The 23,692-nt window shown below is 53.8% G+C and carries 20 protein-coding genes and 1 pseudogene; 9 read left to right on the forward strand and 12 right to left on the reverse strand.

The features are described 5' to 3' along the window. Window positions 1–10 precede the first annotated feature (10 nt). The 4 genes from cydB to cydD form a co-directional block, all read right to left on the reverse strand. Entirely contained in the window at window positions 11–1,168 is a 1,158-nt protein-coding gene (gene cydB, locus TRICHSKD4_RS18005; protein WP_009468334.1) for a cytochrome d ubiquinol oxidase subunit II, read from the reverse strand. A 5-nt stretch (window positions 1,169–1,173) separates the two neighbouring features. Then, window positions 1,174–2,769 (reverse strand): cytochrome ubiquinol oxidase subunit I, encoded by a 1,596-nt coding sequence (locus tag TRICHSKD4_RS18010; RefSeq protein ID WP_009468335.1) that lies wholly within the window; start codon window positions 2,767–2,769, stop codon window positions 1,174–1,176. 175 nt (window positions 2,770–2,944) lie between these two features. Beyond that, window positions 2,945–4,633, reverse strand: a complete 1,689-nt coding sequence (gene cydC, locus TRICHSKD4_RS18015; RefSeq protein ID WP_009468336.1) for a thiol reductant ABC exporter subunit CydC — start codon at window positions 4,631–4,633, stop codon at window positions 2,945–2,947. Then, window positions 4,630–6,423, reverse strand: coding sequence for a thiol reductant ABC exporter subunit CydD (cydD, locus tag TRICHSKD4_RS18020; protein ID WP_040617210.1), 1,794 nt, complete (start codon window positions 6,421–6,423; stop codon window positions 4,630–4,632). Before cydD ends, cydC begins: the two co-directional genes overlap by 4 nt. A 528-nt stretch (window positions 6,424–6,951) precedes the next feature. On the opposite strand from cydD, the gene TRICHSKD4_RS18030 reads away from it, so the two are divergent. Further along, a complete protein-coding gene (locus tag TRICHSKD4_RS18030) occupies window positions 6,952–7,275 on the forward strand; it encodes a hypothetical protein (RefSeq protein WP_009468339.1) in 324 nt (107 codons plus the stop codon). Between the two features lie 97 nt (window positions 7,276–7,372). Here TRICHSKD4_RS18030 and TRICHSKD4_RS18035 read toward each other — a convergent pair whose 3' ends face one another. Continuing rightward, complete coding sequence (locus tag TRICHSKD4_RS18035; RefSeq protein ID WP_009468340.1) at window positions 7,373–8,872, reverse strand: CoA-acylating methylmalonate-semialdehyde dehydrogenase; 1,500 nt, start codon at window positions 8,870–8,872, stop codon at window positions 7,373–7,375. Window positions 8,873–9,427: 555 nt separating this feature from the next. Between TRICHSKD4_RS18035 and TRICHSKD4_RS30335 the strand changes: the two genes are divergently transcribed. Continuing rightward, the gene (locus TRICHSKD4_RS30335; RefSeq protein ID WP_009468343.1) at window positions 9,428–9,778 is read left to right on the forward strand and encodes a hypothetical protein; all 351 of its coding nucleotides are present in this window, start codon (window positions 9,428–9,430) and stop codon (window positions 9,776–9,778) included. Between the two features lie 68 nt (window positions 9,779–9,846). Then, the gene (locus TRICHSKD4_RS18045) at window positions 9,847–10,728 is read left to right on the forward strand and encodes a LysR family transcriptional regulator (RefSeq protein ID WP_009468344.1); all 882 of its coding nucleotides are present in this window, start codon (window positions 9,847–9,849) and stop codon (window positions 10,726–10,728) included. Here the strand turns inward: TRICHSKD4_RS18045 and TRICHSKD4_RS18050 are convergent. The 3 genes from TRICHSKD4_RS18050 to TRICHSKD4_RS18060 all read right to left on the reverse strand — a co-directional run bounded on the left by TRICHSKD4_RS18050 (window position 10,725) and on the right by TRICHSKD4_RS18060 (window position 13,976). After that, complete coding sequence (locus tag TRICHSKD4_RS18050) at window positions 10,725–11,270, reverse strand: hypothetical protein (RefSeq protein WP_009468345.1); 546 nt, start codon at window positions 11,268–11,270, stop codon at window positions 10,725–10,727. The genes TRICHSKD4_RS18045 and TRICHSKD4_RS18050 overlap by 4 nt on opposite strands. Before the next feature lie 248 nt (window positions 11,271–11,518). Next, on the reverse strand, window positions 11,519–13,294 hold the full coding sequence (locus TRICHSKD4_RS18055) for a peroxidase family protein (RefSeq protein ID WP_009468346.1): 1,776 nt from the start codon (window positions 13,292–13,294) through the stop codon (window positions 11,519–11,521). A 133-nt stretch (window positions 13,295–13,427) separates the two neighbouring features. Further along, window positions 13,428–13,976 carry an AAA family ATPase gene (locus tag TRICHSKD4_RS18060; protein ID WP_009468347.1) on the reverse strand — a complete coding sequence of 183 codons (549 nt, stop codon included), beginning with the start codon at window positions 13,974–13,976 and terminating at the stop codon, window positions 13,428–13,430. A 144-nt stretch (window positions 13,977–14,120) separates the two neighbouring features. Here TRICHSKD4_RS18060 and TRICHSKD4_RS18065 point away from each other — a divergent pair. The 4 genes and pseudogenes from TRICHSKD4_RS18065 to TRICHSKD4_RS31275 all read left to right on the forward strand — a co-directional run bounded on the left by TRICHSKD4_RS18065 (window position 14,121) and on the right by TRICHSKD4_RS31275 (window position 16,658). Then, a pseudogene (locus tag TRICHSKD4_RS18065) lies at window positions 14,121–15,055 on the forward strand (pirin family protein). A 207-nt stretch (window positions 15,056–15,262) separates the two neighbouring features. Next, a complete protein-coding gene (locus tag TRICHSKD4_RS18070) occupies window positions 15,263–16,159 on the forward strand; it encodes an ROK family protein (protein ID WP_009468349.1) in 897 nt (298 codons plus the stop codon). Window positions 16,160–16,188: 29 nt separating this feature from the next. Further along, on the forward strand, window positions 16,189–16,404 hold the full coding sequence (locus TRICHSKD4_RS31270) for a hypothetical protein (protein WP_208993126.1): 216 nt from the start codon (window positions 16,189–16,191) through the stop codon (window positions 16,402–16,404). A 14-nt stretch (window positions 16,405–16,418) separates the two neighbouring features. Further along, window positions 16,419–16,658, forward strand: coding sequence for a DM13 domain-containing protein (locus TRICHSKD4_RS31275; RefSeq protein ID WP_009468350.1), 240 nt, complete (start codon window positions 16,419–16,421; stop codon window positions 16,656–16,658). Window positions 16,659–16,727: 69 nt separating this feature from the next. On the opposite strand, the gene TRICHSKD4_RS18080 is transcribed toward TRICHSKD4_RS31275, so the two are convergent. Then, on the reverse strand, window positions 16,728–17,768 hold the full coding sequence (locus tag TRICHSKD4_RS18080; protein ID WP_009468351.1) for a M23 family metallopeptidase: 1,041 nt from the start codon (window positions 17,766–17,768) through the stop codon (window positions 16,728–16,730). A 112-nt stretch (window positions 17,769–17,880) separates the two neighbouring features. On the opposite strand from TRICHSKD4_RS18080, the gene TRICHSKD4_RS18085 reads away from it, so the two are divergent. Next, window positions 17,881–18,645 (forward strand): FKBP-type peptidyl-prolyl cis-trans isomerase, encoded by a 765-nt coding sequence (locus TRICHSKD4_RS18085; RefSeq protein ID WP_009468352.1) that lies wholly within the window; start codon window positions 17,881–17,883, stop codon window positions 18,643–18,645. 7 nt (window positions 18,646–18,652) lie between these two features. Here the strand turns inward: TRICHSKD4_RS18085 and TRICHSKD4_RS18090 are convergent, their stop codons facing one another. Then, the gene (locus tag TRICHSKD4_RS18090; protein WP_009468353.1) at window positions 18,653–19,591 is read right to left on the reverse strand and encodes a DMT family transporter; all 939 of its coding nucleotides are present in this window, start codon (window positions 19,589–19,591) and stop codon (window positions 18,653–18,655) included. Window positions 19,592–19,770: 179 nt separating this feature from the next. Between TRICHSKD4_RS18090 and TRICHSKD4_RS18095 the strand changes: the two genes are divergently transcribed. Then, window positions 19,771–20,325 (forward strand): MarR family winged helix-turn-helix transcriptional regulator, encoded by a 555-nt coding sequence (locus tag TRICHSKD4_RS18095; RefSeq protein ID WP_009468354.1) that lies wholly within the window; start codon window positions 19,771–19,773, stop codon window positions 20,323–20,325. A gap of 15 nt (window positions 20,326–20,340) precedes the next feature. Here the strand turns inward: TRICHSKD4_RS18095 and TRICHSKD4_RS18100 are convergent, their stop codons facing one another. After that, window positions 20,341–21,012, reverse strand: a complete 672-nt coding sequence (locus TRICHSKD4_RS18100; RefSeq protein WP_009468355.1) for an ABC transporter substrate-binding protein — start codon at window positions 21,010–21,012, stop codon at window positions 20,341–20,343. A 318-nt stretch (window positions 21,013–21,330) separates the two neighbouring features. Next, window positions 21,331–23,223 carry a PhoX family phosphatase gene (locus TRICHSKD4_RS18105; protein ID WP_009468356.1) on the reverse strand — a complete coding sequence of 631 codons (1,893 nt, stop codon included), beginning with the start codon at window positions 23,221–23,223 and terminating at the stop codon, window positions 21,331–21,333. Between the last annotated feature and the right edge of the window lie 469 nt (window positions 23,224–23,692).

Consider the following 23,692-nt stretch of genomic DNA (forward strand, 5'->3'; position numbering starts at 1 on the left):
TCTTTGCTCCTCAGTAGGCCGTGTGATTGTTATCTTCGATGGTGCGCTCATCCACTTTGCCCCATAGGACGCGATAAACCCATGCAGTGTAGGCAAGCACGATGGGCAGGAAAATCACCGTCGCGACCAGCATGTTAAACAGCGTGGCGTGACTGGAAGCCGCATCCCAAACCGTGAGCGATGCATTCGGTTGAACAGAGCTTGGCAGAATGAAGGGAAACATCGAAACGCCGACAGTTGAGATAATGCCGAACACCGACATTTTCGACGCAAAGAAGGTCAGCTTTTCAAACCGTGATTGAAGGCCGATCAAAGCCCCGAACGCCCCAAGGAACCCCAACGCGGGCGCAATCCAGAAAATGGAGTGGGCGTGGAAGTTTCGCATCCAGGCTGATGGGTCGCGTGCAACTTCCGTCCAAAGCGGGTTGGCAGGCATATTCGGGTCAACATCAGACGTGATGCGATAGCCAACGATGTAGCCATTCATAATCAGCCACCCACCGAGGGCGAACAAGCAAAGCACCATGATAGCCGCAAAGCTGCCATAGCGCCGCCCGCGCTCAGCCACCACACCATCTGCTTTGAGACCAAGCCACGCACCGCCATGCATCACCAGCATGGACAGCGACAACAGCCCGCAGAGCAGTGAAAACGGTGAGAACAGGTCAAAGAAAGACCCCTCATATGTCATACGAAGGTCAAGATCGAGGCGGAACGGCACACCCAGCAGCACATTGCCAACGGCAACGCCAAAAACAAGGGCCGGAACGCTGGAGCCGATGAACAACGCCCAATCCCAACCAGAGCGCCAGTTCGGATCCGGACGCTTGGACCGATACTTGAAGGCCACCGGTCGCAGGATCATCGCCGCAAGCACGATAAACATGGCCAGATAAAAGCCAGAGAAGCTGATGGCATAAAGCGGAGGCCAGGCAGCAAAGATTGCCCCTCCACCCAAGATAAACCAGACCTGATTGCCTTCCCATGTCGCACCAATCGTGTTGATGGCAACGCGTCGTTCCGTGTCGGTTTCACCGAGGAAAGGCAACAGGGTTCCCACTCCCATGTCAAAACCATCTGTGACGGCAAATCCAATCAGCAGAATGCCGAGCAACAGCCACCAGATCATTTTCAAAGTGGAGTAATCGATAAGTTCGTGAAGGATCATGACACTTACTCCGCAGCTGCCGGGAAGGCTTGTGAGACGGGTGCAATCTGAGGGCTACGCGGCGTTTCACCGTCCTCCGGCCCTTTTCGGATTGCCTTGAGCATCAAACTCACCTCAATCACCAAAAGCGTGGAATAAAGCGCGATAAACACAGCCAGAGTGATCATCACTTCCCAGACACTCAAGCTCGATACCGCTGCAGATGTGGGCAGCATGCCTTCGATGATCCAAGGCTGGCGGCCGTATTCAGCCACGAACCACCCCATTTCGCAGGCAATCCAGGGGAAGGGGATGGACCAAACGGCAATATGCAAGATCCACCGATAACGCGTTCGCAGATCATCCAGCCGCCCAGAGGAAGAAAAGTAGAAGATCACTGCGGTAAGGAGGATGAAAAAGAACCCGCAAGCCACCATGATCCGGAAAGCATAAAACATTGGCCAAACATTGGGCACTGCGGACCAAGCGGCCGCATCAATCTGCTCATTGGTGGCTTCCAATGGGGTGTCGGTAAAGGGCATCAGCAGATAGGCGTAGCCCAGCGTATGCTGGTTCTGGATGAACGTCTCCCGCACATCGGGGTCAACATCTTTGGGATTGGCCCGAATTTTCTGAAGCGCATCCCAGGCAATGGCCCCTTGTCGGATACGGTCCTTGGACTCCTCAACCAGCTCCTTGATGCCCGGAATTTGGGTATCCAGCGAGCGGGTGGCGATCAGGCCCATGACATAGGGAACCTCAATGGCAAAGAGGTTATCCCGTTTTTCCATGTCCGGGATGGCAATCACATTGAACGACGCTGGCGCGGGCTCGGTCTCCCACATCGCTTCAATCGTCGCCAACTTCATCTTTTGGTTTAAGTTTGCCTCGTAACCGCTTTCATCACCTAGAACGACAACGGACAGCGCCGAAGCAAAACCGAAGGCCGACGCAACGGCGATGGAGCGTTTTGCAAGGTCGAGATACCGGTTTTTCAAGAGATACCAGGATGAAATGCCGATCACGAACAGCGCCGCCGTCACATATCCTGCTGACACCGTATGCACGAATTTGGCCTGCGCCACCGGGTTAAAAAGTACCTCGTAGAAGCTCGTCACTTCCATGCGCATGGCATCCGGATTGAACATTGCCCCTACCGGGTGCTGCATCCATCCATTGGCAATAAGGATCCAGAGTGCTGAGAGGTTTGTGCCGAGCGCCACAGCCCAGGTGGCAGCAAGGTGCTGGCGCTTTGTCAACTTGTCCCAGCCGAAGAAGAAAAGCCCCACAAAGGTGGCTTCCATGAAGAATGCCATCAGCCCTTCAATGGCCAGTGGCGCACCGAAAACATCACCCACATATTGGCTGAAATAGGCCCAGTTCATACCAAACTGGAACTCCATCGTTAAACCGGTTGCGACACCCAGCACAAAATTGATGCCGAACAGGGTGCCCCAGAACTTGACCATGCGCTTCCAGATCTCTCGACCCGTCATCACATAGACCGTTTCCATCACAGCCAGCAGGATGGACAACCCAATCGTCAGGGGAACGAACAAAAAATGATACAGCGCAGTCATCGCAAACTGGAGCCGAGAAAGCTCAACGACGGAGAGTTCCATCCCATTTCCTTTTATCAGCCAGCAGGTAATGCATAAAATACATCAGGGTCAGGGCACAAGGACACCCAAGATTGCAACAAATCACACGATGTCCAAAAAGCTGCAATAGCATAGCCACCTCTTACGGAAGTTGGCTATAATTTTTATGGCAGCTTTCAAATTAAGGCAGCAGGCATCAAGATTGAATGATTTGCCCGCCTTCGGTCAGTGCGAGAACTCGGTCCGCTCGGGCTATTTCCGACGCCTTATGTGCAATCATGAGAACAGCCGCCTCTCCTTTGAAAGCGAAAAAGCGGGCCAGAACATCTTCTGCCGTGTCAGGATCAAGCCCTTCGGTCAGTTCGTCCAGAACCCAAAGCTTTGGCGTCGTGAGATAGGCACGCGCCAGACCGAGCCGACGTTGCTCCCCCCCTGAAAAGCCAAGCCCTCCCTCGCCGATAATGGCCTGAAGCCCCTGGGCACTTTCCTTGCCCCTGTCTGAAAGCGCTGCCGCTTCCAAAGCCTCCCACAACTCTTCATCAGACGCGGCCGGGTTCGCGATCCGCAGGTTCTTGGCAATCGTTCCATGGAAGAGATAAGGCCGTTGGCTCAGCACCGTCACATGTGCCCTTAAATCAGCTTCACTCCAGTCTTGAAGGGGCAGCCCAAGAAGCCGAATTGTACCGCTGGCAGGCAAAAGTAAACCAGAGGCAAGGCTGGAAACCGTGCTCTTGCCGCAGCCGCTGCGCCCCGTAAGGGCAACCACTTCCGACGCTGCAACGGAAAAAGACAAATCCGTCAGAACCGGTTCTTCAGCAGCCGGATAACGATAGACAACGTTTTCAAAAACCAAGGCCTGGTCGGAGCCCGCCTTGTCCGCCTGAACGGACACCTGGTCGGAAAAATGCTGATCGAACCGCGAGGCTTCAGTTACCCCTTTGAAAATACGGTTTGACGCAAGGCGGGTGCGCGCGAGGCTCAAGGCCCCCGGCAAAACAGCTGCGAATACCTCAGGCAATGCAAGGGCAAACAAAAGCCCGCCAATCACATAAGCAAGGGTGAGTTCCCCGCTGAGCGCAAGTTGACCCAACATCACCAGAAGCGCCGCAAACAACAGTTGCCCGGCCAAAAAGGCGTAAGCACTGAGCTGACCGGATCTGTTCCCTTGTTGGGCCTCAACGTCTTTCAAGCGATCAGATGCGGTCTCTACACTGCCGGAAGCTGCCTCCATTCCCCCGTAAATGGAAAGGTCTCGCCGACCAGCAACCAGATCGACAGTTCGAACGCGGATAGCATCAACAGCAGCTTCCTGACGACGAGCAGTATTGCGATCTCGCCGCCCAGCTGGCACGCGGCAAAGTGCGACAACGATGACAAGAAACCCTCCAAGCGGCAACAAGGCCAAAATGGTCAGCGCCCCCAGCGCAACAGCCGCCAGAACAGCCGTCAGAATGGCCACCACTATCGGCACAACCAGTCGCAGGTAAATCGCATCCAGAGCCGTCACGTCCGAGGTCAAACGGTTCATGACAACTGCACTGCGGGTCAGTTTACGCCCAAGCAGGGCTTCTGCCGCAGCCCCCTTGAAAACCTGAACCCGCAAATTGGCGAGAAACCGAAACGTCGCATCATGGGTCAGCAGCCGCTCACCGTACCGCCCGGCTGTGCGCGCAATTGCCAGCCCGCGGATAAGAGCGCTGGGGACGAATATGTTCAGGAAGACACCTGTCAGTCCGGCAACAGCGGCAGCTGTGATGAACCAACCGGCGACACCAAGCAGCGCCAGCCCCGCCACAACCGGAATGAGCGCAATCAAAAAGCCAGAGATAAACCGCATCCGGTCATGCGCAAACTGCAGTTTGATAATGTTCAGGAGCGCGGTCATGCCGTACTCCTTGTCAGGACGATGTGCTGATCTGCAAGATCAAGCAACTTGGGATCATGCGTGACGATAAGCATGGTCCGGGTCTTTCCGAGTTCACGTAACCCTGAGATCACATCACTTGCGGTTTCTGCATCAAGGCCGGCGGTTGGCTCATCTGCCAGAAACAGTTTGGCATCGGTGCGAAGCGCTGCCCTTGCCAAGGCAACCCGGCGGGCCTCGCCAACCGACAGGCCAAACCCGTCATCCCCAAGTTGGGTCTTGAGACCGGCCGGTAGTCGCGCCAACAGTTGCCCTGCACCAGCCAATTCCAGTGCGGCTTGCATCTCGTCCTGACTGGCATCGCTTTTTGCCAGCCGAAGGTTTGCTTGCAGAGAACCATGGAAAAGCCGTGGAGCTTGCCCCAGCCAGGCAAGCAATTGACGCCATTTATCGTTATCAAGGGAGCGAAGGTCCGTGCCATCAACGCTGATCAAACCTGCATCTGGAGTGTGAAACGCCAGAAGGCAGTCCAACAGCGTTGTTTTTCCAGCGCCACTTTCCCCAGTGATAACCAATGTTTGCCCGGCAGGCAGATCGAAACACACATTGTCCAGGACAGGCTTCGCTCCATGCGCGAAACTCAAGCCAGTGACTTGAATATGCGGCGCGCTCAAGCCACCGGCAGATTGTTCATTCGAAGAAGAGTTGGACGCCGGGCTGCTCAACTTCGTTTCCAAAGCCGGATGACCCGACGCCCCCGCGAGCCCCTCCATCAGGCCGCGTAACTTTTCGCTCGCCGCAAGTCCGGCAGCGCGATCATGATAGGCGAGTGCGTAGGATCTTAAAGGGGCAAAAAACTCCGGCACAAGCAACAAAATGAAGAGCCCGGAAAAATACCCAAGCGGCGCACTCCAAGTCCCGATGGAAATATCCCCCAACAGGGAAAAGCCGACATAAACTGCAACAAAAGCAATCCCCAGAGCGCTGAAGAGCTCCAACACTGTGGAGGACAGAAAGGCTATGCGCAGCACCTGCATCGTCCCCCGCCGGAAACGCTCGCCACTTGCTTCTACATCATCAACGGTACGCTGCAGGGCGCCGAACAAGCGCAATGTTTCCAGACCCCGCACCCGATCCAGCAAGGTGCTTCCAAGGCTCGCCATTTCTTCTTGCTGGCGCGAACTCGCCGCCTTTGCCCGCATGCCAATGAGCGCCATGAAGAACGGAATAATTGGTCCGCACACGAGCAGGATCACCGCCGCTAACCAGCTGAACGGCACAATGCACGCCAATATGACGAGCGGGACGACCTTGACCCGAAACATCTGCGGATAGAACCGGCTGATATATGGCCCCAACGCATCGACGTGTTCCGCCAAATGGACGGAAACCGTTCCACTGTCTGGCATGGGAGCAGCTGGTGAAGTCGATGTAATTGTGTTGAGAAATTCTTTGCGGATGCGCTGCTTCGCGCTGCGAGCAACATCACTCGCCTGCTTTGCGGAGGCCCATTGCAACCAGGCCCGAACATACGCAAGAAGACAAAAGCCAATGGCAGCATATGTCAGGTCGGCAACACCAATCTCGAAACCTTCTGACGCCACGTGCTCACCGGCAAGCCCATAGTGCAAAAGCCCTGCGGCCACCCAAGCGATTATCCCGGCTTGCGCCACCCAAATCACATCACTAAGGCACACCAAAAGGCCAACTTTTTTCAATGCACCTCTGTCAGATGGGGAAAGCGGCCAGTTTTTATCTGTAGTTGGAGTTGCGTCTTCCTCAGCAATCTCATTTGCTAAAGGCGTTTCCATTCCAAGTGTCCGAGCGTTGGCAGATGACGTCATCCAGGCAGCCTTGCCACCCGTAAATGTGCCACATCCAGCGTCGCGCCCCTGCCCTCACTCGTCATTTCAGGCTCGTACTCCAAACCGGTTTTCCTGTCCCGAAGGGGGAAACTAATCAATCCAGTCAAAATATTCTACCCCGTATGGGGGACAAAGCACGTACGAAAAAAATCAAATATTCCGCATAGTTACCCATTAGAATCGGTGGTGTACAAAAATCTGACATGTGATTTAGATGCCCAAATCGAAGGGGCTGAATTTCAGCCAGTCATTTTTGATGATTTTGCTTTCGATTCATTTTGTCCGTCAGCGCTTGTCCACGAGGGCTGACAGGTTCGAAATTCTCGTTAACTTGGCCGGCGTTTCGCCGGCCTTTTTTTATCCAAAAAGGAATTGGGAACAAAAACTCATTGCTGACAGAACGCTGTCAGCAGGCCCTTGCTAAACAGTCTCGGCCTGAAACGGGCATAGATAATAAACAAGGAAACCAATTAGATGACCAAACCATGCCTCGAACTCGTCGTTTACAAAGTCCAAAACGCCGAGGACGCACGCCGGGTCCGCCGGGAAGTTCAGAACTTCGTCAAATCCTATGATGGCTTCCTGTCCTGGGCTGCCTATGAAGGCAGCGAGGATGCGAACCAGTTCACCGATGTGGTCATGTGGGAGAGCCTGGAGGCTGCTAAAGCGGGGTCAGAAAAGTTCACCAGCGACGCACGCTGCAAGGCCGTCATGGAACAAATCGATGCCATGGTGACAATGTGTCACTACTTTGAAGACCAGACAGTTTATGGCCAAAAGGCCACCGAAGCGGCCTAATCCAGTAACCCTTCGCCCAAAAACAAAAAAGGCGATGCACCAGCACCGCCTTTTTGAGTTTACACGCCGCCGGTCTGCGCCGGCTTGGTGGGCTCGGTTATTTCATTGTCGGAATAGAAAATTCCGCACCTTGCCGGATGCCGGACGGCCAGCGTGAGGTGACAGTCTTGGTCCGGGTGTAGAACTTGAACGCATCCGGACCATGCTGGTTCAGATCGCCAAAGCCGGATTTCTTCCAGCCGCCGAAAGTGTGGTAGGCGAGCGGCACCGGGATCGGCACGTTGATGCCGACCATGCCGATGTTGATCCGGTTGGCAAAATCGCGCGCCGTGTCACCATCGCGGGTGAAGATCGCAGTGCCATTGCCGTATTCGTGGTCCATCGCAAGACCGATAGCTTCCTCATAGGTTTTGGCGCGCACGGTCGACAGGACCGGACCAAAGATTTCGGTCTTGTAGATGTCCATGTCCTTGGTGACGTGGTCGAACAGATGCGGACCGACAAAGAAACCGTTCTCATAGCCCTGCATGGAGAAGTTACGGTTGTCGACAACCAACTTCGCACCCTGATCAACACCGGAGTTGATCAAGCGCAGGATGTTTTCCTGCGCGGCTTTGGTCACGACCGGCCCGAAGTCAATGTCGTCCCCAGCGGTCCAAGGACCAACTTTGAGTGCTTCAACACGCGGAACCAGTTTTTCGATCAGGCGATCAGCGGTCTCATCGCCAACCGGAACGGCAACGGAAATCGCCATGCAGCGCTCACCTGCTGCGCCATACCCGGCGCCAACGAGCGCATCTGCTGCCTGATCCAGATCCGCATCCGGCATGATGATCATGTGGTTTTTGGCACCACCGAAGCACTGGGCCCGTTTCCCGGTTTCGGCAGCCCGGTGATAAATGTAATGAGCGATCGGGGTAGAGCCGACGAAGCCAACAGCCTGAATGATGTCGTCGTCAAGGATCGCATCGACGCTTTCCTTGTCACCATTGACGACGTTCAAAACGCCATCCGGCAACCCTGCTTCTTTCAGGAGTTCTGCCAGCATCATCGGAACGGACGGATCGCGTTCGGACGGCTTCATGATCATTGCGTTACCAGCAACAAGGGCCGGCCCCATCTTCCAGAGCGGGATCATGGCCGGGAAGTTGAACGGGGTGATACCGGCAACAACGCCCAGCGGCTGACGCATGGAATACATGTCGATGCCCGGCCCTGCACTGTCGGTGAATTCACCTTTGAGCAGATGCGGCGCGCCGATGCAGAATTCGATCACTTCCAGACCGCGCTGTACGTCGCCCTTGGCGTCGACAAAGGTTTTGCCGTGTTCGGAAGACAGCTTTTCGGCCAGCTTGTCCATGTCGCGGTTGAGAAGATCAACGAACTTCATCATCACGCGGGCGCGCTTCTGCGGGTTTTGAGCGGCCCACGCAGGCTGCGCAGCAGCAGCGTTTTCAACGGCTGCACGAAGCTCAGCCTTGGTTGCCAGAGCGACTTGCGCCTGAACCTCACCCGTCGCCGGGTTATAAACGTCGACGTAACGGCCGGACGCGCCTTCGACGTGTTGGCCGCCAATGAAATGACCGATCTTCTGCATGTGCTGATCTCCCTTATCTGAAGGCGAAACGGGAAAACTCCTCCTCCCGCAGCCAAATATCTGATTTTGTTTTGCCTTGCATTTTTATCGATTACAAGGCCGTATATCCCGCATCCGTTGTGCGTTTTTTATAGCAACACCATTTGTATCGTGACACGTTGAAGGCTTGGATGAATACAAAATGCGAGTATCCAAAGCTAACCAAGGTGAACTACGCGCCCGAAAGAGCCGACTGGAAAATCGATGACCAAGAAGAATGAGCAGACTTCCGAACCGTGTATTTGGCTTGTACATGGGCATATAGATCCTTCGAATGCACGTGCTTGGCGAGCTTTGGAGACTCTGGAATCTGGCGGGAAAACTCCGGAACCCATCTTGAAATCAATGCGTCAATCTTCAGTTGGCTGGTTTCTGCCACGAGACCGTTTCCCAGAAGCCCTTTTTCCAAGCCCTGACCAGTTTCCGCTAGCTCATACCGAAAGAACAGCCCAAATTTTTTCCAACGGTTTCATTATGTTGGCTAGTGAAAGTGCTGAAGTCGTGCGGAGTTTTGATATGGGTGAAGGTGCGCTTTATCCAGTACGGCTCTGGCATCCCGACCGCGAAACGCAAGTCCCCGGAGACTTCTTTTATCTCAGTCAGGGGAACAAGAAAGATGCCTTTCTGAGAGAGCGATCTGAAGGGTTCGATCAAATGGCCCAAGACATGTTGAGTGTTCACTGGAGGAGACCCAAACCGGCCAAATTGGTCTTTTCCAAAGAGGCATTGGGAGGTCCTGACCTGTGGTGGGACGAGACAATTTACGGTGATTTTTTCATCAGTGACCGGCTCAAAAGCGCGCTGGACGAGCGAGACCTTTCTGCCGACTGGCACTTTATGCGCTGCCCGGTCATATCCGACGACTGAATTTCATCACGGCATTGCTGTTTCAGGAGTTGTTACAGTGCCTTACACACTGACCTTCGAGATTGAACATGAACTGGGATGATGTCAGGGTTTTCCTGAGTGTTGCACGAACCGGGCAAATCCTGGCTGCGGGTCGGCGGCTTGGCCTAAATCACGCAACGGTTGCCCGTCGCTTGACCTCTCTGGAAGAGGATCTCTCCGTCAAACTGTTCGAGCGCTCCACCTCCGGCTGCGTTTTGACCGACAAGGGCAGCCGGTTTCTGCCGCGCGCAGAAGCCATTGAGGCGGAAATGCTGGCGGCGGAAGCCGAGATTGCCGATGACGAGGTCAGCATTTCGGGAACTGTCCGTATCGGCGCGCCGGACGGCTTCGGCGTTGCGTTTCTAGCGCCCCGCCTTGGCCAATTGACAGAAAAACACCCGGACCTAACAGTTCAACTGGTCCCCGTCCCGCGATCCTTTTCCCTGTCTCGGCGAGAAGCTGATATCGCCATCACCGTAGAACGGCCAGAGCATGGTCGCCTGATTGCCCGCAAACTGACCGACTATTCACTCGGCCTTTATGCCTCCAGCTCCTATCTGGACACCTGCCCTCCCCCTGAAACGCTCAAGGACTTGAAGGACCACAGCCTGATTGGCGCAGTGGAAGATCTGATTTATTCGCAGGCCCTGAACTACGCGGCTGACTTTGCAAAAGACTGGTCAGCACGTTTTGAAATCGCCTCAGCGCTTGGCCAGACCGAAGCGGTCCGTGCAGGTGCCGGAATTGGCGTTCTGCACAGTTTCATCGCTCGATCAGATCCTGATCTGGTCAGGCTCTTGCCGGATATTGAGGTAAAACGGGCCTATTGGACGGTGTCTCATGAAAGCACTCGCCCCTTGCGCCCCGTTACGGCAACGCTTGAGTTCCTGAATGACCTAGTTCTGAGTGAACGCGAGATTTTCGCCTAGCCGACCATGAAAGCAATCATGACCGGGACTGATTGAAACCCGACGCCGGTTACAAAATAGCCTGTGCCTACATATTCTGTTCTGAGCGATTTAATCTGCTCGCCAAAGGCTGACCCGAGGGAGAAGCCTTTCTTCATGTCTTTCGGCAACCCAAATCCGGTCGCCTCAAGCCTGTTTCCCGATCTCGACCGAAGCGGCAGAAAGCTCCCGCTTGCTGGTAGAAAACCCTCAATATAGTCCTGATAACTCTGAGACCCGGGAACCCAGTTACTCAGTTGCCCCGCATTCTGAGCCGGGTTCATAAACTTACAAAAAACAGGCTTGGCATCAGGAATAGCAACGGTCGCAAAACGGGCTGTTGGTTCGCCTTCCTCCGACGCCTCAATTTCACTAAGGACCTTTGGAAACCGGGAGGCCAAAGCCATCCGTTTTCCGGCCACCATGTGTTTTTCCATTTCGGAAAGGAGATGGGGAAAGTCGTGCTTCAGGCTCGCGACCGAGTTTGCGCGCCGATGACGAGGTTCAATTTCCGGAGTCCGCATAATTCACACTCCTCTGAATTGTTTAAAGTGATCATACCACCAAACAGCAGCCGGTTGTATGGTAAACAAATACCTACCCGCCTACGTAGTAATAAATCGCGAGCACAATTATTTAAAAACCAGCATACGAAATTAAATTCAAACACTTAAAGAAAACCCGACCAATGGCCGGGAACTCAAAAACGGTAGAAAATTTGGAAGCGACCAATTGCGGGTGCTAAAATTCACAACTATCCGAAATCGGTGCGCTAACTATACCAATCATCCGTTGCAACCATTGCGGTTCGGTCAATATCCTTGATATCGGTGTTGCGGCGAATGACATCAGCAAGCCGTGTATTATGCACCCAACTCGCCATTTGTGGACTGAGTGACCACTCATAAAAGTTGGGATCACCAGCGCGCAGCCGGTTGAACTGATCATTGATCAGGATCGCAAAGCTCTCCCCGACAAGGGCATTGCCAATCGGTTTCTCTGCCAGCCCGCCAATCCACATGTCCACCTGATCGGGATGGTCATAAACAGATGCCAGTTTTTGCGCGATGTGAGGCGGAAAAATCGGATCATTGAAACTCGTTATGCGGCGCAGCCCCATCGCCTCTCGCGCATCATTCCAACTGGGCAGCCCGTGGTCCCGTCCCCTTTGAATATTGAGTGCAGCAAGGTCCAAACCGCCTTCACCGGGGCGCCCGAACAGCGCAGATCGCAGATCTTCAACGATAAACGGATCAAGCGCCTGCGCCACATTGCGCGACTGACCTCGCAAAACCCCGTCCACACCGTTTTCTTTGATCAGATCCGGATTCATGAAAGCATCGCGCAGCGCCACATTGCGAACACTTCCGTTCGCATCGGTAATCGGAATGGTGCTGTTCACCATGGAATGCCCAAAACGATAGGCCGCCGTAGCAAACGCATTTGAAATCTGCGGATCAACGCGCGCTCCCGGCTGCAACTGACGACCCGCCTGATTTGAGCCAAGCATCAAGGGCAAGAACTCATTGTAGGTGATGGACTGAATCTGACCGGTGACGATCTTTCGCGCTTGCTGGAAAATCTGCTCGTCACTCAGTTTCGGGTTCTGACAGGCAAGCTGGTCGGCAATGCGGTTGTGCTCGCGCATGAAAATCGTGTGAAGGGAGGTCAGACTCGGCTGCTCGTTGACGCGCTCGTCCCCGGCAACAAATCGCCCTTTCTCATCCACTGGCAGCAGATTTCCAGCGCTGGTACGGAGTTTGCCGCCTTCAAAGGACCGCAAGTGGTCGGTTTCTTCTTTACTGGAGCCATACACCATCGAGCCATCAATCAACCCCGTGATGGAGTTAATTGGCGCGCCACCACCTTTTCCTTTGGTTGTTTGAGAACGCTCAAACGGAATTGTCACATCGCCCCGGCCTTGCGGGTCAAAAGCCGGATCCCCCCTTGGCACGGCAATGTCGGCGCGCCGGTTCTTATCCGTTGGAACGAGGGTTATGTCATGGTCCAAAAACTGACCCCACGCCCAAAAGAGGTCGGAAAGCCCTTTTGAATTGCGAATATCGCCATCTTGGCGAACAACAGCGTTGGAAATCTCGCGCGCACTGGGAAGGGTTGGGTCAGTCAAACGATCGCGCCCAAGGGAAGGGTCAAACAAGCGCAGCAACGGCTGTCCCGGCGCGGCCGAGGTCAGTGGCAGGTAATAACCGCCAACCGGCAAAAAAGCCTTGATGTAATCTTGATAGCTTTGCCTGCCAGAGAACCAATCATTGAGTGGATCGGAATTTTCCTGCGGCCCGCCAAACGGCCAAAAGGCAACTGTGCCGCTTCTGACCGGTTCAATGAGTTGGGCACGAGGCTTATAGTATTCAGGAGAAGGAGGCGGACAACCACAGTTCCCATCGTAGCGAATGTCCGAAGAGGATGCGATTTTGATTTTGTTCAAAAGCTCTGACAAATCCGAAATGAGAGACTGAAACTCCCACTTCAGCGTATCAACTTGCCCCTGATTAACCGGTCGCCAGTTGGCATCCCCTATCCGATACATGGCGAACACTCTCCCCAAATGGACTTCCCCACAAGCAGAATGCCTTAATTTTGAGCAAATTTTTATGATTAATAAATACTGAACAGCCTACGTAGTACGCACTCAGGCGACCCCGTATTTTACATGAGTGCATTCAATATTTTATTGAACTGTCCCCATCTCTGGGAGTCGAAATGCCCTGCACGAAAGCGTCAACTTGGCTGCGAGACGTCAGCCGATAAACGGAAAGATGCGGAGATGGGTTATCATGGATTGTGCCCAGTTTTTCTCGGGATGATTTGCGGGTCCTCAAAATAAACAAAATAAATTCAATGGTCTGCCTGTTGAACCGTTCAGGACAACCCTCCGGCAAATCTGGCCTGGTTTTCCCGTAATGCTTTATTGATCTCCAGAGAACTCTCCACAGCCGGACCACAACAGGCACATCAAGCCAAATGAAAGTATCTGCGCGGGCAACACGCTCCGGGTAAGTAGGAGAATGTCCGCCTTCGAAAATCCAGACGTCCTTCATATGAACTTCGTGGGTAAGGCGGTCCTTTTCCTCGCGCGTTCGTTCCACCCATCCATCCTGCCAATGGATTTTGTCCATATGGAAGACGGGTAAGCCTGTTTTATCTCCCAGCATCCGCGCCAAAGTGCTCTTGCCCGAGCCGGGCCCGCCGGTAATCATAATCCGCTTCATAAGAAATCTGCCTCAAATAAATATCCAAATTCTATGTCCGAAAATGCGACGACGGTACCGGAAACAGACTGTTCAATAGACGCATCCGAACTTAACCCCTATCTAAAATTTCAAGAGACAATTTTTGAGGGAAAGGATGTTGAAATGAGCTGGTTGAATTGCCCCGATCCAATTGCTGGCGATGCGGCAAGTTGCGATCCGATTGAGACCATCGTCATGCCCCGGACCTCTGATCTGGGCGGTTTTTCCGTTCGCCGGGCGCTTCCGACAGCAAAAAACGGATGGTTGGCCCGTTCATATTCTTTGATCAGATGGGCCCGGCCGAGCTTCTGGTTGGCGGCGGCATTGACGTGCGCCCTCACCCGCATATTGGCCTCGCAACGGTTACATACCTATTTGAAGGCGAGATGTATCACCGCGACAGCCTTGGAACCGAAATTGCCATTAATCCCGGCGCATTGAATTGGATGACTGCTGGCAAGGGCATTGTTCACTCTGAGCGGGAGCGTCCGGAACGGCTTCAGGCCAAGCGTCCGCTGTTCGGCTTGCAAAGCTGGGTTGCCCTCCCAAAGCATCTGGAAGAAACCGACCCAAGCTTCCAGCAATTTGGAACCGAGGAGCAGCCAGAGTTTGCAGACGCCGGAGCATCGGTCAAACTGATTGCTGGTGAAATTTTCGGCCACAAGGCTCCTGTGCGTACTGCAACAGACATGTTCTATGCGGATGTGCGGTTGGAACCGGGCGCAAAAATACCTCTGGACGCCGGATGGGAAGAGCGCGGTCTTTATACGGTCGGCGGACAAATCTCGATTGCGGGCCAAACCTTTGACCCTGCACAGCTGCTTGTTTTCAAGCCCGGGGATCACTTGATCATCGAAAACAACAGCCCGACCGAGGCGCGTTTTGTCATTCTGGGCGGCGAACCGATGGATAGCAAACGCTACATCTGGTGGAATTTTGTTTCCTCTTCCAAGGAACGCATCGAGCAGGCAAAGGAAGACTGGCGACAAGGCCGGTTTGATACTGTGCCGGGAGACGCAGAAGAGTTTATTCCGCTTCCCGACCGCCCGGGACCATAAGAGCGGAAAACGAAGATCAAATTCAAAGATCGGATGGCGGATCTGGTGGAGTGACACAGCCTCCAGACGCCGCCATCCACAAACAATGCTCACTCTTTAGTATCCGGCATTGGTTCTGCCACTTGCAGAAACCTGTTTCATCGTCATAAATCCAACCCACGAAAGTATACGCGGGTAAAAAACCCGCATCACCAGTGGAGAGGGACCATGCGGCTTGGCATTGACTGGGGCGGAACGAAAATCGAGATCATCGCACTTGATGACGCAGGCGAAGAGATGTTTCGCAAACGTGTTCACACTCCGCGCGATGACTATAACGGCTGCATTGAAGCGGTTGCCGGATTGGTGGCTGCAGCTGAGAGCTCTACCGGGCAGACGGGTACTGTGGGCTTTGGCATTCCAGGCTCCATCTCCCCGGCAACAGGTCTCGTTAAAAACGCGAATTCCACCTGGATGAACGGCAAGCCGCTGGACAAGGACCTTCAAGAGCGCTTGTCCCGCCCGGTTCGTATTCAAAATGACGCGAACTGCCTTGCCGTATCAGAAGCAACCGATGGTGCCGCTGCAGGCGCCCATTTTGTCCACGCACTGATAGTCGGCACAGGCTGCGGGTCAGGCATCGCCGTTGATGGCAAGGCCCATCGCGGCGCGAACGGAATTGGCGGTGAATGGGGTGCTATTCCCGTGCCTTGGATGAAAGACGAGGAATTTCCGGGGCCAACCAATTGGATCGGCCATCGCGGCTGCATTGATTTCTGGTGTTCTGGAACTGGCTTCCAGACGGGTTATCAGCAGGAAACCGCTACAGACCTAAAAGGCCCGGATATCATGGAGCTAAAGCGGGCTGGCGATCCGACGGCTACAAAACACTACGAGATTTACGTTAGCCGCCTTGGGCGCGCGATGGCAATGTCAGCCAACCTGATCGACCCGGATGTGTTCGTTCTGGGCGGCGGCATGTCAAACATCGACGAGCTCTACAACGATCTGCCCACGGCCATAGCCCCCTATATCTTCTCTGACGCTTATGAAGTCCCAATCCGCAAGGCAAAACATGGCGACAGCTCTGGCGTACGCGGCGCTGCCTGGCTTTGGAACGATTGAGGTAATCGCCGACTTTACGGAGGAACAACATGCTGCGGATTATATTCGGCCTGGTCTCACATGGGGCAGCCTTGGGTGTCGGCTTTGCCCTTGGCATTTACATGCTCCCGATCCTGACTGCCCCACCTTCTCCTGACACCGCAGCACTAGAGCAGATGGCAGAAGGCGCAGTTACACCGCCGAGTTCGGTGAAGACTTGCGGGGTCACGATTTCCTGCATTGGGGAAAAGGCACAGTTAGCCTGACCTCGGAGCAGATCGTGCACACGGGCGAACTCGCTCCTGGACCTGATTACATGGTCTATCTTGTTCCAGAGTTCGTTGAACACGAAGACGAGTTTTTGCCGCTCAAAGAGCAAAGCCAGGTCATTGGACCGGTGAAAACCTTTGAGGGCTTTGTGCTCGATATCCCAGCTGACGTGGACATTGAATCCTACACAACCGTTGTCGTGTGGTGCGAGGCCTTCTCAGAGTTCATTGCCGCCGCAAAGTACAAGTGAGCAGTCTCTTTTCGAGGGCGTAGCCTCTTCTACTGGCATTTTGACTAAGAAGGTTTTCCTGCGCTAAAACTACATATTTTCTTGTGTGCGCAATAGAACTTTGCCATCTCGAACCAAGGCAGCTTCGCCTTGGTAAGTGCCTGAGGGCCAACGGTCGCCGCGTAGCTTCTTACCCACAAAACTCACCCAATGGGCCTTGTTTTTCGGCAAGGGATCGTTGTCAGCACGCACTTTAAATCCATCGGGGCCGGTCACCGTCATTAAAATCCGATCACCCTTTTGCACATTGATAAAGCGGGCAAAAAAAACCAACGCAGCTGACGTTGCTTTGGCAGGCTCTACGCCTCCAGCTTCGAGATCAATCGGTTTGACCACGCTCCCCGAAAAGCCACTTTCCAAAAGCGCGCCTTGCGCATCCCTCAGCAAAGGCCGGATATCATCCAACCACAGCCCATTGCCTCCGAGCGGCTGGGCCAAACCGGTTACACAATCTGATTTGCGCTGCTTGCCTGCATCCACCGTTCCCAAGAATGGATCAATTGGCCGACCATCTTTTCGGACCGACAAGTGAAGATGTGCAAACTCGGCAAGACCGGAATAGCCGACCTTCCCCAGAAACGCTCCGCGCTCGACCTTCTGACCAGGTTTCACGGCAACTGAGCCTCGCCGCATATGGCAATACTGGGTTTCCCAGCCATCGCCATGGTTAATAACAAGGCCATTTCCGCATTCGGTGCCTTTGACGGCAGCTCTGTCCAGCTCGCTTTGTATCAAGCGATCAGAGACAGAGTTTCTTATTCCCGTCACGGTTCCGGAAGCCGCAGCCAACACATCTGCCGTTTGGCCAATGTTCAGAACGCGAAAGTCGGTCCCCTTGTGTCCGTCATAAGCTGCCGTCCCACACATGACATCCAGCACTCCGGGCCCCGGATCAAGATCCACGTAGTTTTGCACGAAACACTCACTGCCAAGGTCACACGACACGGGAACGGTGAGTTTCAGATCAGCCTCGCCAGCCAGAGCGGTCGACGGCAACCCACCCACCCCAAAAGCCGCACAAAGAATTGCGGCAAAGTGGCCCAACTGAACACCAAATTGGCGGGTTTTCATGTCTCTCGATCCCCTACGGAATGGCCAATCAAAATGGCTTGAGTTGCCTTTTTGCGTATCTTCGATAACGGTCATACCAAACTGCATGCTCTGAACGGGTGGAACAAGTCGAATGTTGAAATGGATTATGAGCGTCATGCTCGCTGTAACCGTGGCCGCTCCGGCCATGGCCCAAGACGGATTGAAGATTACAGATATTGAAATAGGCAGCGGAGAAACCGCCGATGTCGGGGAAACTGTGGTGGTTCACTACACCGGCTGGCTGATGGACGGCACCAAATTCGATTCCTCCGTCGATCGGAGAACACCCTTTTCCTTCACCCTTGGCGAGCGGCGCGTCATTCCCGGCTGGGAACAAGGTGTTGAAGGCATGCAGGTTGGCGGCAAGCGCGAACTGATCATTCCACCGGAGCTTGGATATGGCACGGCTGGTGCTGGAGGCGTCATCCCGCCCAATGCGACTTTGAAGTTCGAAATCGAGCTGCTTGAGGTCAAGGGCAAGAAATACTCCGATCTGAACAATGAAGAACTGAAAGCCAAGATCGCATCCGGTGTTCCCGTTATCGATATTCGTAGGCCCGACGAATGGAAGGAAACCGGGGTTTTACCCGGCAGCCACCTGCTGACCTTCTTTGACAAGAGCGGAAACCCCAATCCGGAATTTGGCAAAGGCCTCCAATCCATTATTTCCAGCCCGGCAGATGAGGTTGTGCTGATCTGCCGAACCGGCAATCGCAGTCAGGTTCTCGCCAACTATCTGGCGGAACAGGCTGGTTTTACGAACGTTGCGAATGTTGAAAAAGGCATGACGGACTGGATCGCGTCCGGCGGAAAGGTGTCCAAAGCCGAGCTCCCCGAAGGGTGCTGGCTCTGCTGAGAGCAGATCACCGCTTCCAGCTGACGCAAAAGATACCGATGCCGATGGCGGCCACAGCTGCCATTTGGAGGAGACCGGGCACCTCCTGAAACACCAGATAGGCAAGCCCAAGACCAAGGACCGCTGCAACCGATCCGATCTGGCTGAGATAGACTGGTCCGGCCAGTTTCTGCAGCTGAAACGACAAGACATACTGAAACGCAAAGACAAGCGACTGCGCCACCAAGAGCCCAATTGCTGCTCCCGTCAGATGTTCAGGATATTGCGGCAAGCCCCAAAGATTGGTGGCAAACCAAAGAACGCAAAATCCCACAGCAACCATTCCGGTGGACAAGGTCAGATTGCTGATGCCTTGCGGCCACTTCACAGTCCGGTAGATGTTTCCGACGGCCAGGATCACCGGCACCATCAAGGCAGCCAGCGCCCAGCCTTGCGCTGAAGGTGCGAAATTTTGCCCCGCTGTCGCCAACAGCACGCCGCCTACAACCCCAGCAAAGACGCCAAGAACACGCAGCACGGCAACCTGCTCCAGCTTCAACAGGACTGAGAACCCGTAGGTCAGCACCAGCGGGAACGCAAAACAAAGCGACATGAACCCGGCACCGACATGTGGGGCTGCGGCGAAGGAAAGCGCACTCGGAAGCGCAAACAAAAGACCTGCCACACCCAAATAAACTGCCAGCTCCTTATTGCTCGCGCGTGTTTGGGCGCTTCCTCTCTGCTCTCCACGTCTTGAGATATGCTGGAAGGTCAGCAGTCCACCTTGCAAAAACGCGCTGCCCAAAAACGCCCACTGCAACAAGACGATTGGCGACCAACCGACACGCGGCGCAGCCTTTGCAAAAATCGTGGTCACGGCGAGCAGACCACCAACAATGAGGAGCAGTCCAACGGCGTGCGAGGCACTTGAACGATCAGATGAAGATGGCATTGCAACATCGGCCACAACAAATTTCCTTTTAAAAACAAATTCGGGTCAACAGAGCGAGTGCTCAAATCAGATAGGACACATTTATCTTTGTTTCAAGATACTTATTTTAAAGAATCTTGCGGAAGGCAGGCTAATCCATTAAGAATGGCCTTAAGACTCGAGGTTATGGGCATCCTGAGACGGGAGAAGATTTGGTGGCCAAGACGACAGATGAAGAGCAAACATCCACCCAACCTTTGAACGCATTGGATCGTTTGGACCGTGCCGGTGTGGCAAAGGCTCAATGGCAACGCGAAATGCCTGAGCTGAAAGATGAGTTGGACCCCATGGTCCTGCTGGGGCGCCTGTCTGAAGCCTACCAAGTGATGAGCACTCAGTATCTCCTGCCCTCCTATAAAAAAGCAGGCCTGAAACATGGCGATTTTGATGTTCTGGCGACTCTGGTCCGCTCAGGCCCGCCCTATGAATTGACCCCTACGGCCCTCTATCGGTCGACCATGATGAGTTCGGGCGGTATGACGGCCCGCCTCGACAAGCTTGAGAAGGCAGGCCATATCGAGCGCCGCTCCCATCCTGATGACAGGCGCGCCCTGTTCGTGTGCCTGACCCCTTCTGGTCTCAAGCTGATCAAGGACATGATGCCAGATTATGTCGGTGATCAACAGCGCGCAGTAGCCGGGCTGAGTGCCGAGGAGCAACGCGTTCTGTCCAACCTGCTGGAAAAGTGGATTTGGACTGCAGTCGATTAGCGCCAGAATTGTCGATCAATAAAGTTCTTCGAAGTCACCTGATTCCAGCGCAACCTGCAGAGCCATGTTCAAGTCCCGCATTTGGGTTTCCGATACCGTTTGCCTTGAAAAAATAAAGTGCAGGTGTTCCGGAAATCCCTGGCCTGCGTCAAAGAAGGAAGTGTCATATCCTAGCGCTGCACATCGCGTGGTTATGACATCGTCAGATGCGATAATTCCGTGAATCCGCCATTTATGCGCCAGATGGAGCAGCTGGTCATATTCTGAAACGAAAACCACTTGGCTTTGATAGGAAGGGTCCCGAATTATTTGCTCAATACCGAGAGGATACCGATATCCCCTCATAACACCAACACGTCCGCCACTGGCGATTAACCCTGATAGGGTACGCGCGCCAGATGGTGTTTCTGACGGCACATAAAGTTGGTGCACGAAGTCCCTGTAGGGACGCGAGTATCGTGCGAACAGCGCCCTATCTGTCGTGAACTTCGCATAAGGCACCACATCCAAGTCGCCGGTTTTCAAAGCCTGTATAGCTCGTTTCCACGGCAAAGACAGGAACTCAACACGACAGCCAACGCTGGCAGCGGCAGCTCGCAGAACTTCTGCATCAGGCCCAACGACCTCTCCAGTCGAAACATCGGTATAGAGATAAGGCGGCTCCTCCCCCACCCAGGAGGTCAGCACACATGGGGCATCCTGACTTGCCGCTTGCGTACCTGTGCAGACTAAAAACAAAAGTCATAAGAGGCGCGCTCGAACCCACACCATCTCGATCCTAAACTCTGAAATTTGATATTAAGCGGCTATGTATAAGACAGCCAACAATAAGTATATTAAATAAGAAAAACCAATAAAATATAAACGAAACAAATAAAAATAGAAAATACGAAATACAACGACAAAAATATCAATCAAGCTACACATGAAAAACTACATAATACAAATTGATAAAAGAAACGGGCCGAAACCGGCCCGCTTCCATGATCCACAATGGGTATCGGATTAACCGACCAGACCACCATCTTCACGGGTAACTGCGATGATGGCGGAACGCGGAACTGCATTGCCGCCTTCCGGCCAATGGCTGTCGCCACGCTCACCCGGATGCTGGATACCGACAAACATGGTGCGGCGATCGGCAGACCAGGTCAGACCAGTCACTTCACACTCTTTCGGACCAACTAGGAAGCGGCGGATTTCGCCCGTGACCGGGTCACCAGCCAGCATCTGGTTGTTGCCCTGACCAGCAAAGTCACCTTCATTGGAATAATTCCCGTCTGTCTGGATCCACAACAGGCCATTGCTGTCGAATTTCAGACCATCCGGAGAGTTGAACATGTTGTTTGCGTTCACATTCTCCGACCCAGCATTCAGGTCATTATGCGCTGTTGGGTTTCCGGCAAGAACATAAAGGTCCCACGCGAAACCAGATGCAGTGTGATCACCGCCATCTGGGCGCCAACGTACGATCTGGCCAAACTTGTTGGCTTCTCGTGGGTTCGGCCCACCAACTGGCGTTTCATCACCACCGGCATTGGTCTTGATGCCACGGTTCTTGTTGTTGGTCAGAGCACAATAAACCTCAGGAGCGTTCGGGTTGGCTGCAACCCACTCGGGACGGTCCATTGTGGTGGCACCAACAGCAGAACCGGCTTGACGTGTGTGGATGCAGATTTCGGCCTTGGAAGACATGCCAGTTGATTCCGGGGTCAGCTCAAGCCATGTGCCTGTGCCGTCTTCGTTGAACTTGGCAACAAAGAGTGTTCCATTTTCCATAAGGTCATCGGTAGATGCGCCCGGCGCATACTTGCCATCGGAAACGTAGCGATAAAGGAACTCACCACGCTCATCGTCGCCCATGTAGACAACAACACGGCCATCATTATTGACGACGGCTTCAGCGTTTTCGTGCTTGAAACGGCCAAGAGCAGTTCGCTTTTTCGGCACGGAGTTTGGATCCGTTGGGTCGATCTCGACAACATAACCAGCGCGGTTTGGCTCATTCGGGTTTTTCGAAACATCGAACCGGTCGTCGATCTTGGCCCAATTGTAACCCCAGTCTTTTGAAGAAACGCCATAGCGCTTCAACTCGGGAGAGACTTCATGCGCTTCGTCCGCTGCAGAGAAGTAGCCGTTGAAGTTTTCCTCACAGGCAAGATACGTGCCCCAAGGGGTCATGCCATTGCCGCAGTTGTTCCAGGTACCAAGGGCCTGAGTACCAGACGGATCAGCGTCGGTTTTCACAAGGTCATGGCCTGCTGCCGGGCCTGTTAGAGCCATCACGGTTTTTGGTGTGATGCGGCGGTTGTATGGGCTGTCCTTGACGTATTGCCAAACACCGCCAATCGGCGCGATTTCGACAACAGACACGCCGTGCGCCATCATGCCCTTTGCGATATCGTCTTCATCGACAATGCGCTTTTCAACTGCGCTTACAGAGATGATGTCGCGGTTTGTGTACTCGTTGTTCACGACCAGCAATGTGCGACCTTCATGCATGAAGACGTCCATGCCATCGGTGTTGTCGCCAAACGCCCGCGCTTGCGTTTCAGATGTTCCACGCGTCGCATGGTCGAACTCTGGAACGTCTGACCAAAGGGGATCGCCCCAACGAACCATCACGTCAGCTTTGTAACCGGCAGGAACTGTAACAGCATCCTCACCGTTGGTCGGAATGGCATCGAACGCAAAGCGGTCCGCCGCAGCTTCCGAAACGGAAAACGCAGTGTTACCAGCAAGAGCAGTAAAGCTGCCAAATGCAAGAACGCCGCCCAAGAACCCACGGCGGCTGAGCGCTGCTTCTACAACGCGATCAAAATCGTTTTCTTCCGGACGCGGATTTACGATTTCATCAAACTCATCAAAAGATAGATCGTGATTATCTTCAGGCTGCATGACGGTCTCCCATGGCTTTCGACCTGTTAAGTCAATGGCTTGTTTTGAAGGCGGCTAAACGTTCACCGACACCAAACTTCACAAAATCATGCATTCAATCCGCGTTACTTGTTTCGAACGCAGCGGAACAAAACCACGACGGATGACTCAACATGATCTGGGCGACTTTAAGTACGTATTTTTCTCAATTTGATGACAGTTTAAACAACCAACTTGCGCCTAGCCTTCAAAAGGGTACGACACAAATAAAAATTTCCCTACGTAATTTTTGAAAGGCACAAAGCTCTTGCGAAAATTCGTTGCCAGTCAAACGGACTTCGTTTAAGCAGTTTTCCCATGAACAGGATCATGAACACAATTTGGTGGTGGCGGGACGCAACATAGGCGGCCAGCGATTACCCATGCCCGTTCGGGATCCAAAATCAAAGGCCGCCGTGGAACCTCCCGGCGGCCTTTGATTTTTGATTTC

This window comes from Roseibium sp. TrichSKD4 (assembly GCF_000148725.1).
Classification (GTDB): Bacteria; Pseudomonadota; Alphaproteobacteria; order Rhizobiales; family Stappiaceae; genus Roseibium.

Bases quoted from the DNA above. Each gene is read 5' to 3' on its own strand.
- cydB (WP_009468334.1), bottom strand. From the start codon at position 1,168: ATGATCCTTCACGAACTTATCGATTACTCCACTTTGAAAATGATCTGG.
- TRICHSKD4_RS18010 (WP_009468335.1), bottom strand. From the start codon at position 2,769: ATGGAACTCTCCGTCGTTGAGCTTTCTCGGCTCCAGTTTGCGATGACT.
- cydC (WP_009468336.1), bottom strand. From the start codon at position 4,633: ATGACCGCGCTCCTGAACATTATCAAACTGCAGTTTGCGCATGACCGG.
- cydD (WP_040617210.1), bottom strand. From the start codon at position 6,423: ATGGAAACGCCTTTAGCAAATGAGATTGCTGAGGAAGACGCAACTCCA.
- TRICHSKD4_RS18030 (WP_009468339.1), top strand. From the start codon at position 6,952: ATGACCAAACCATGCCTCGAACTCGTCGTTTACAAAGTCCAAAACGCC.
- TRICHSKD4_RS18035 (WP_009468340.1), bottom strand. From the start codon at position 8,872: ATGCAGAAGATCGGTCATTTCATTGGCGGCCAACACGTCGAAGGCGCG.
- TRICHSKD4_RS30335 (WP_009468343.1), top strand. From the start codon at position 9,428: ATGGGTGAAGGTGCGCTTTATCCAGTACGGCTCTGGCATCCCGACCGC.
- TRICHSKD4_RS18045 (WP_009468344.1), top strand. From the start codon at position 9,847: ATGAACTGGGATGATGTCAGGGTTTTCCTGAGTGTTGCACGAACCGGG.
- TRICHSKD4_RS18050 (WP_009468345.1), bottom strand. From the start codon at position 11,270: ATGCGGACTCCGGAAATTGAACCTCGTCATCGGCGCGCAAACTCGGTC.
- TRICHSKD4_RS18055 (WP_009468346.1), bottom strand. From the start codon at position 13,294: ATGTATCGGATAGGGGATGCCAACTGGCGACCGGTTAATCAGGGGCAA.
- TRICHSKD4_RS18060 (WP_009468347.1), bottom strand. From the start codon at position 13,976: ATGAAGCGGATTATGATTACCGGCGGGCCCGGCTCGGGCAAGAGCACT.
- TRICHSKD4_RS18070 (WP_009468349.1), top strand. From the start codon at position 15,263: ATGCGGCTTGGCATTGACTGGGGCGGAACGAAAATCGAGATCATCGCA.
- TRICHSKD4_RS31270 (WP_208993126.1), top strand. From the start codon at position 16,189: ATGCTGCGGATTATATTCGGCCTGGTCTCACATGGGGCAGCCTTGGGT.
- TRICHSKD4_RS18080 (WP_009468351.1), bottom strand. From the start codon at position 17,768: ATGAAAACCCGCCAATTTGGTGTTCAGTTGGGCCACTTTGCCGCAATT.
- TRICHSKD4_RS18085 (WP_009468352.1), top strand. From the start codon at position 17,881: ATGTTGAAATGGATTATGAGCGTCATGCTCGCTGTAACCGTGGCCGCT.
- TRICHSKD4_RS18105 (WP_009468356.1), bottom strand. From the start codon at position 23,223: ATGCAGCCTGAAGATAATCACGATCTATCTTTTGATGAGTTTGATGAA.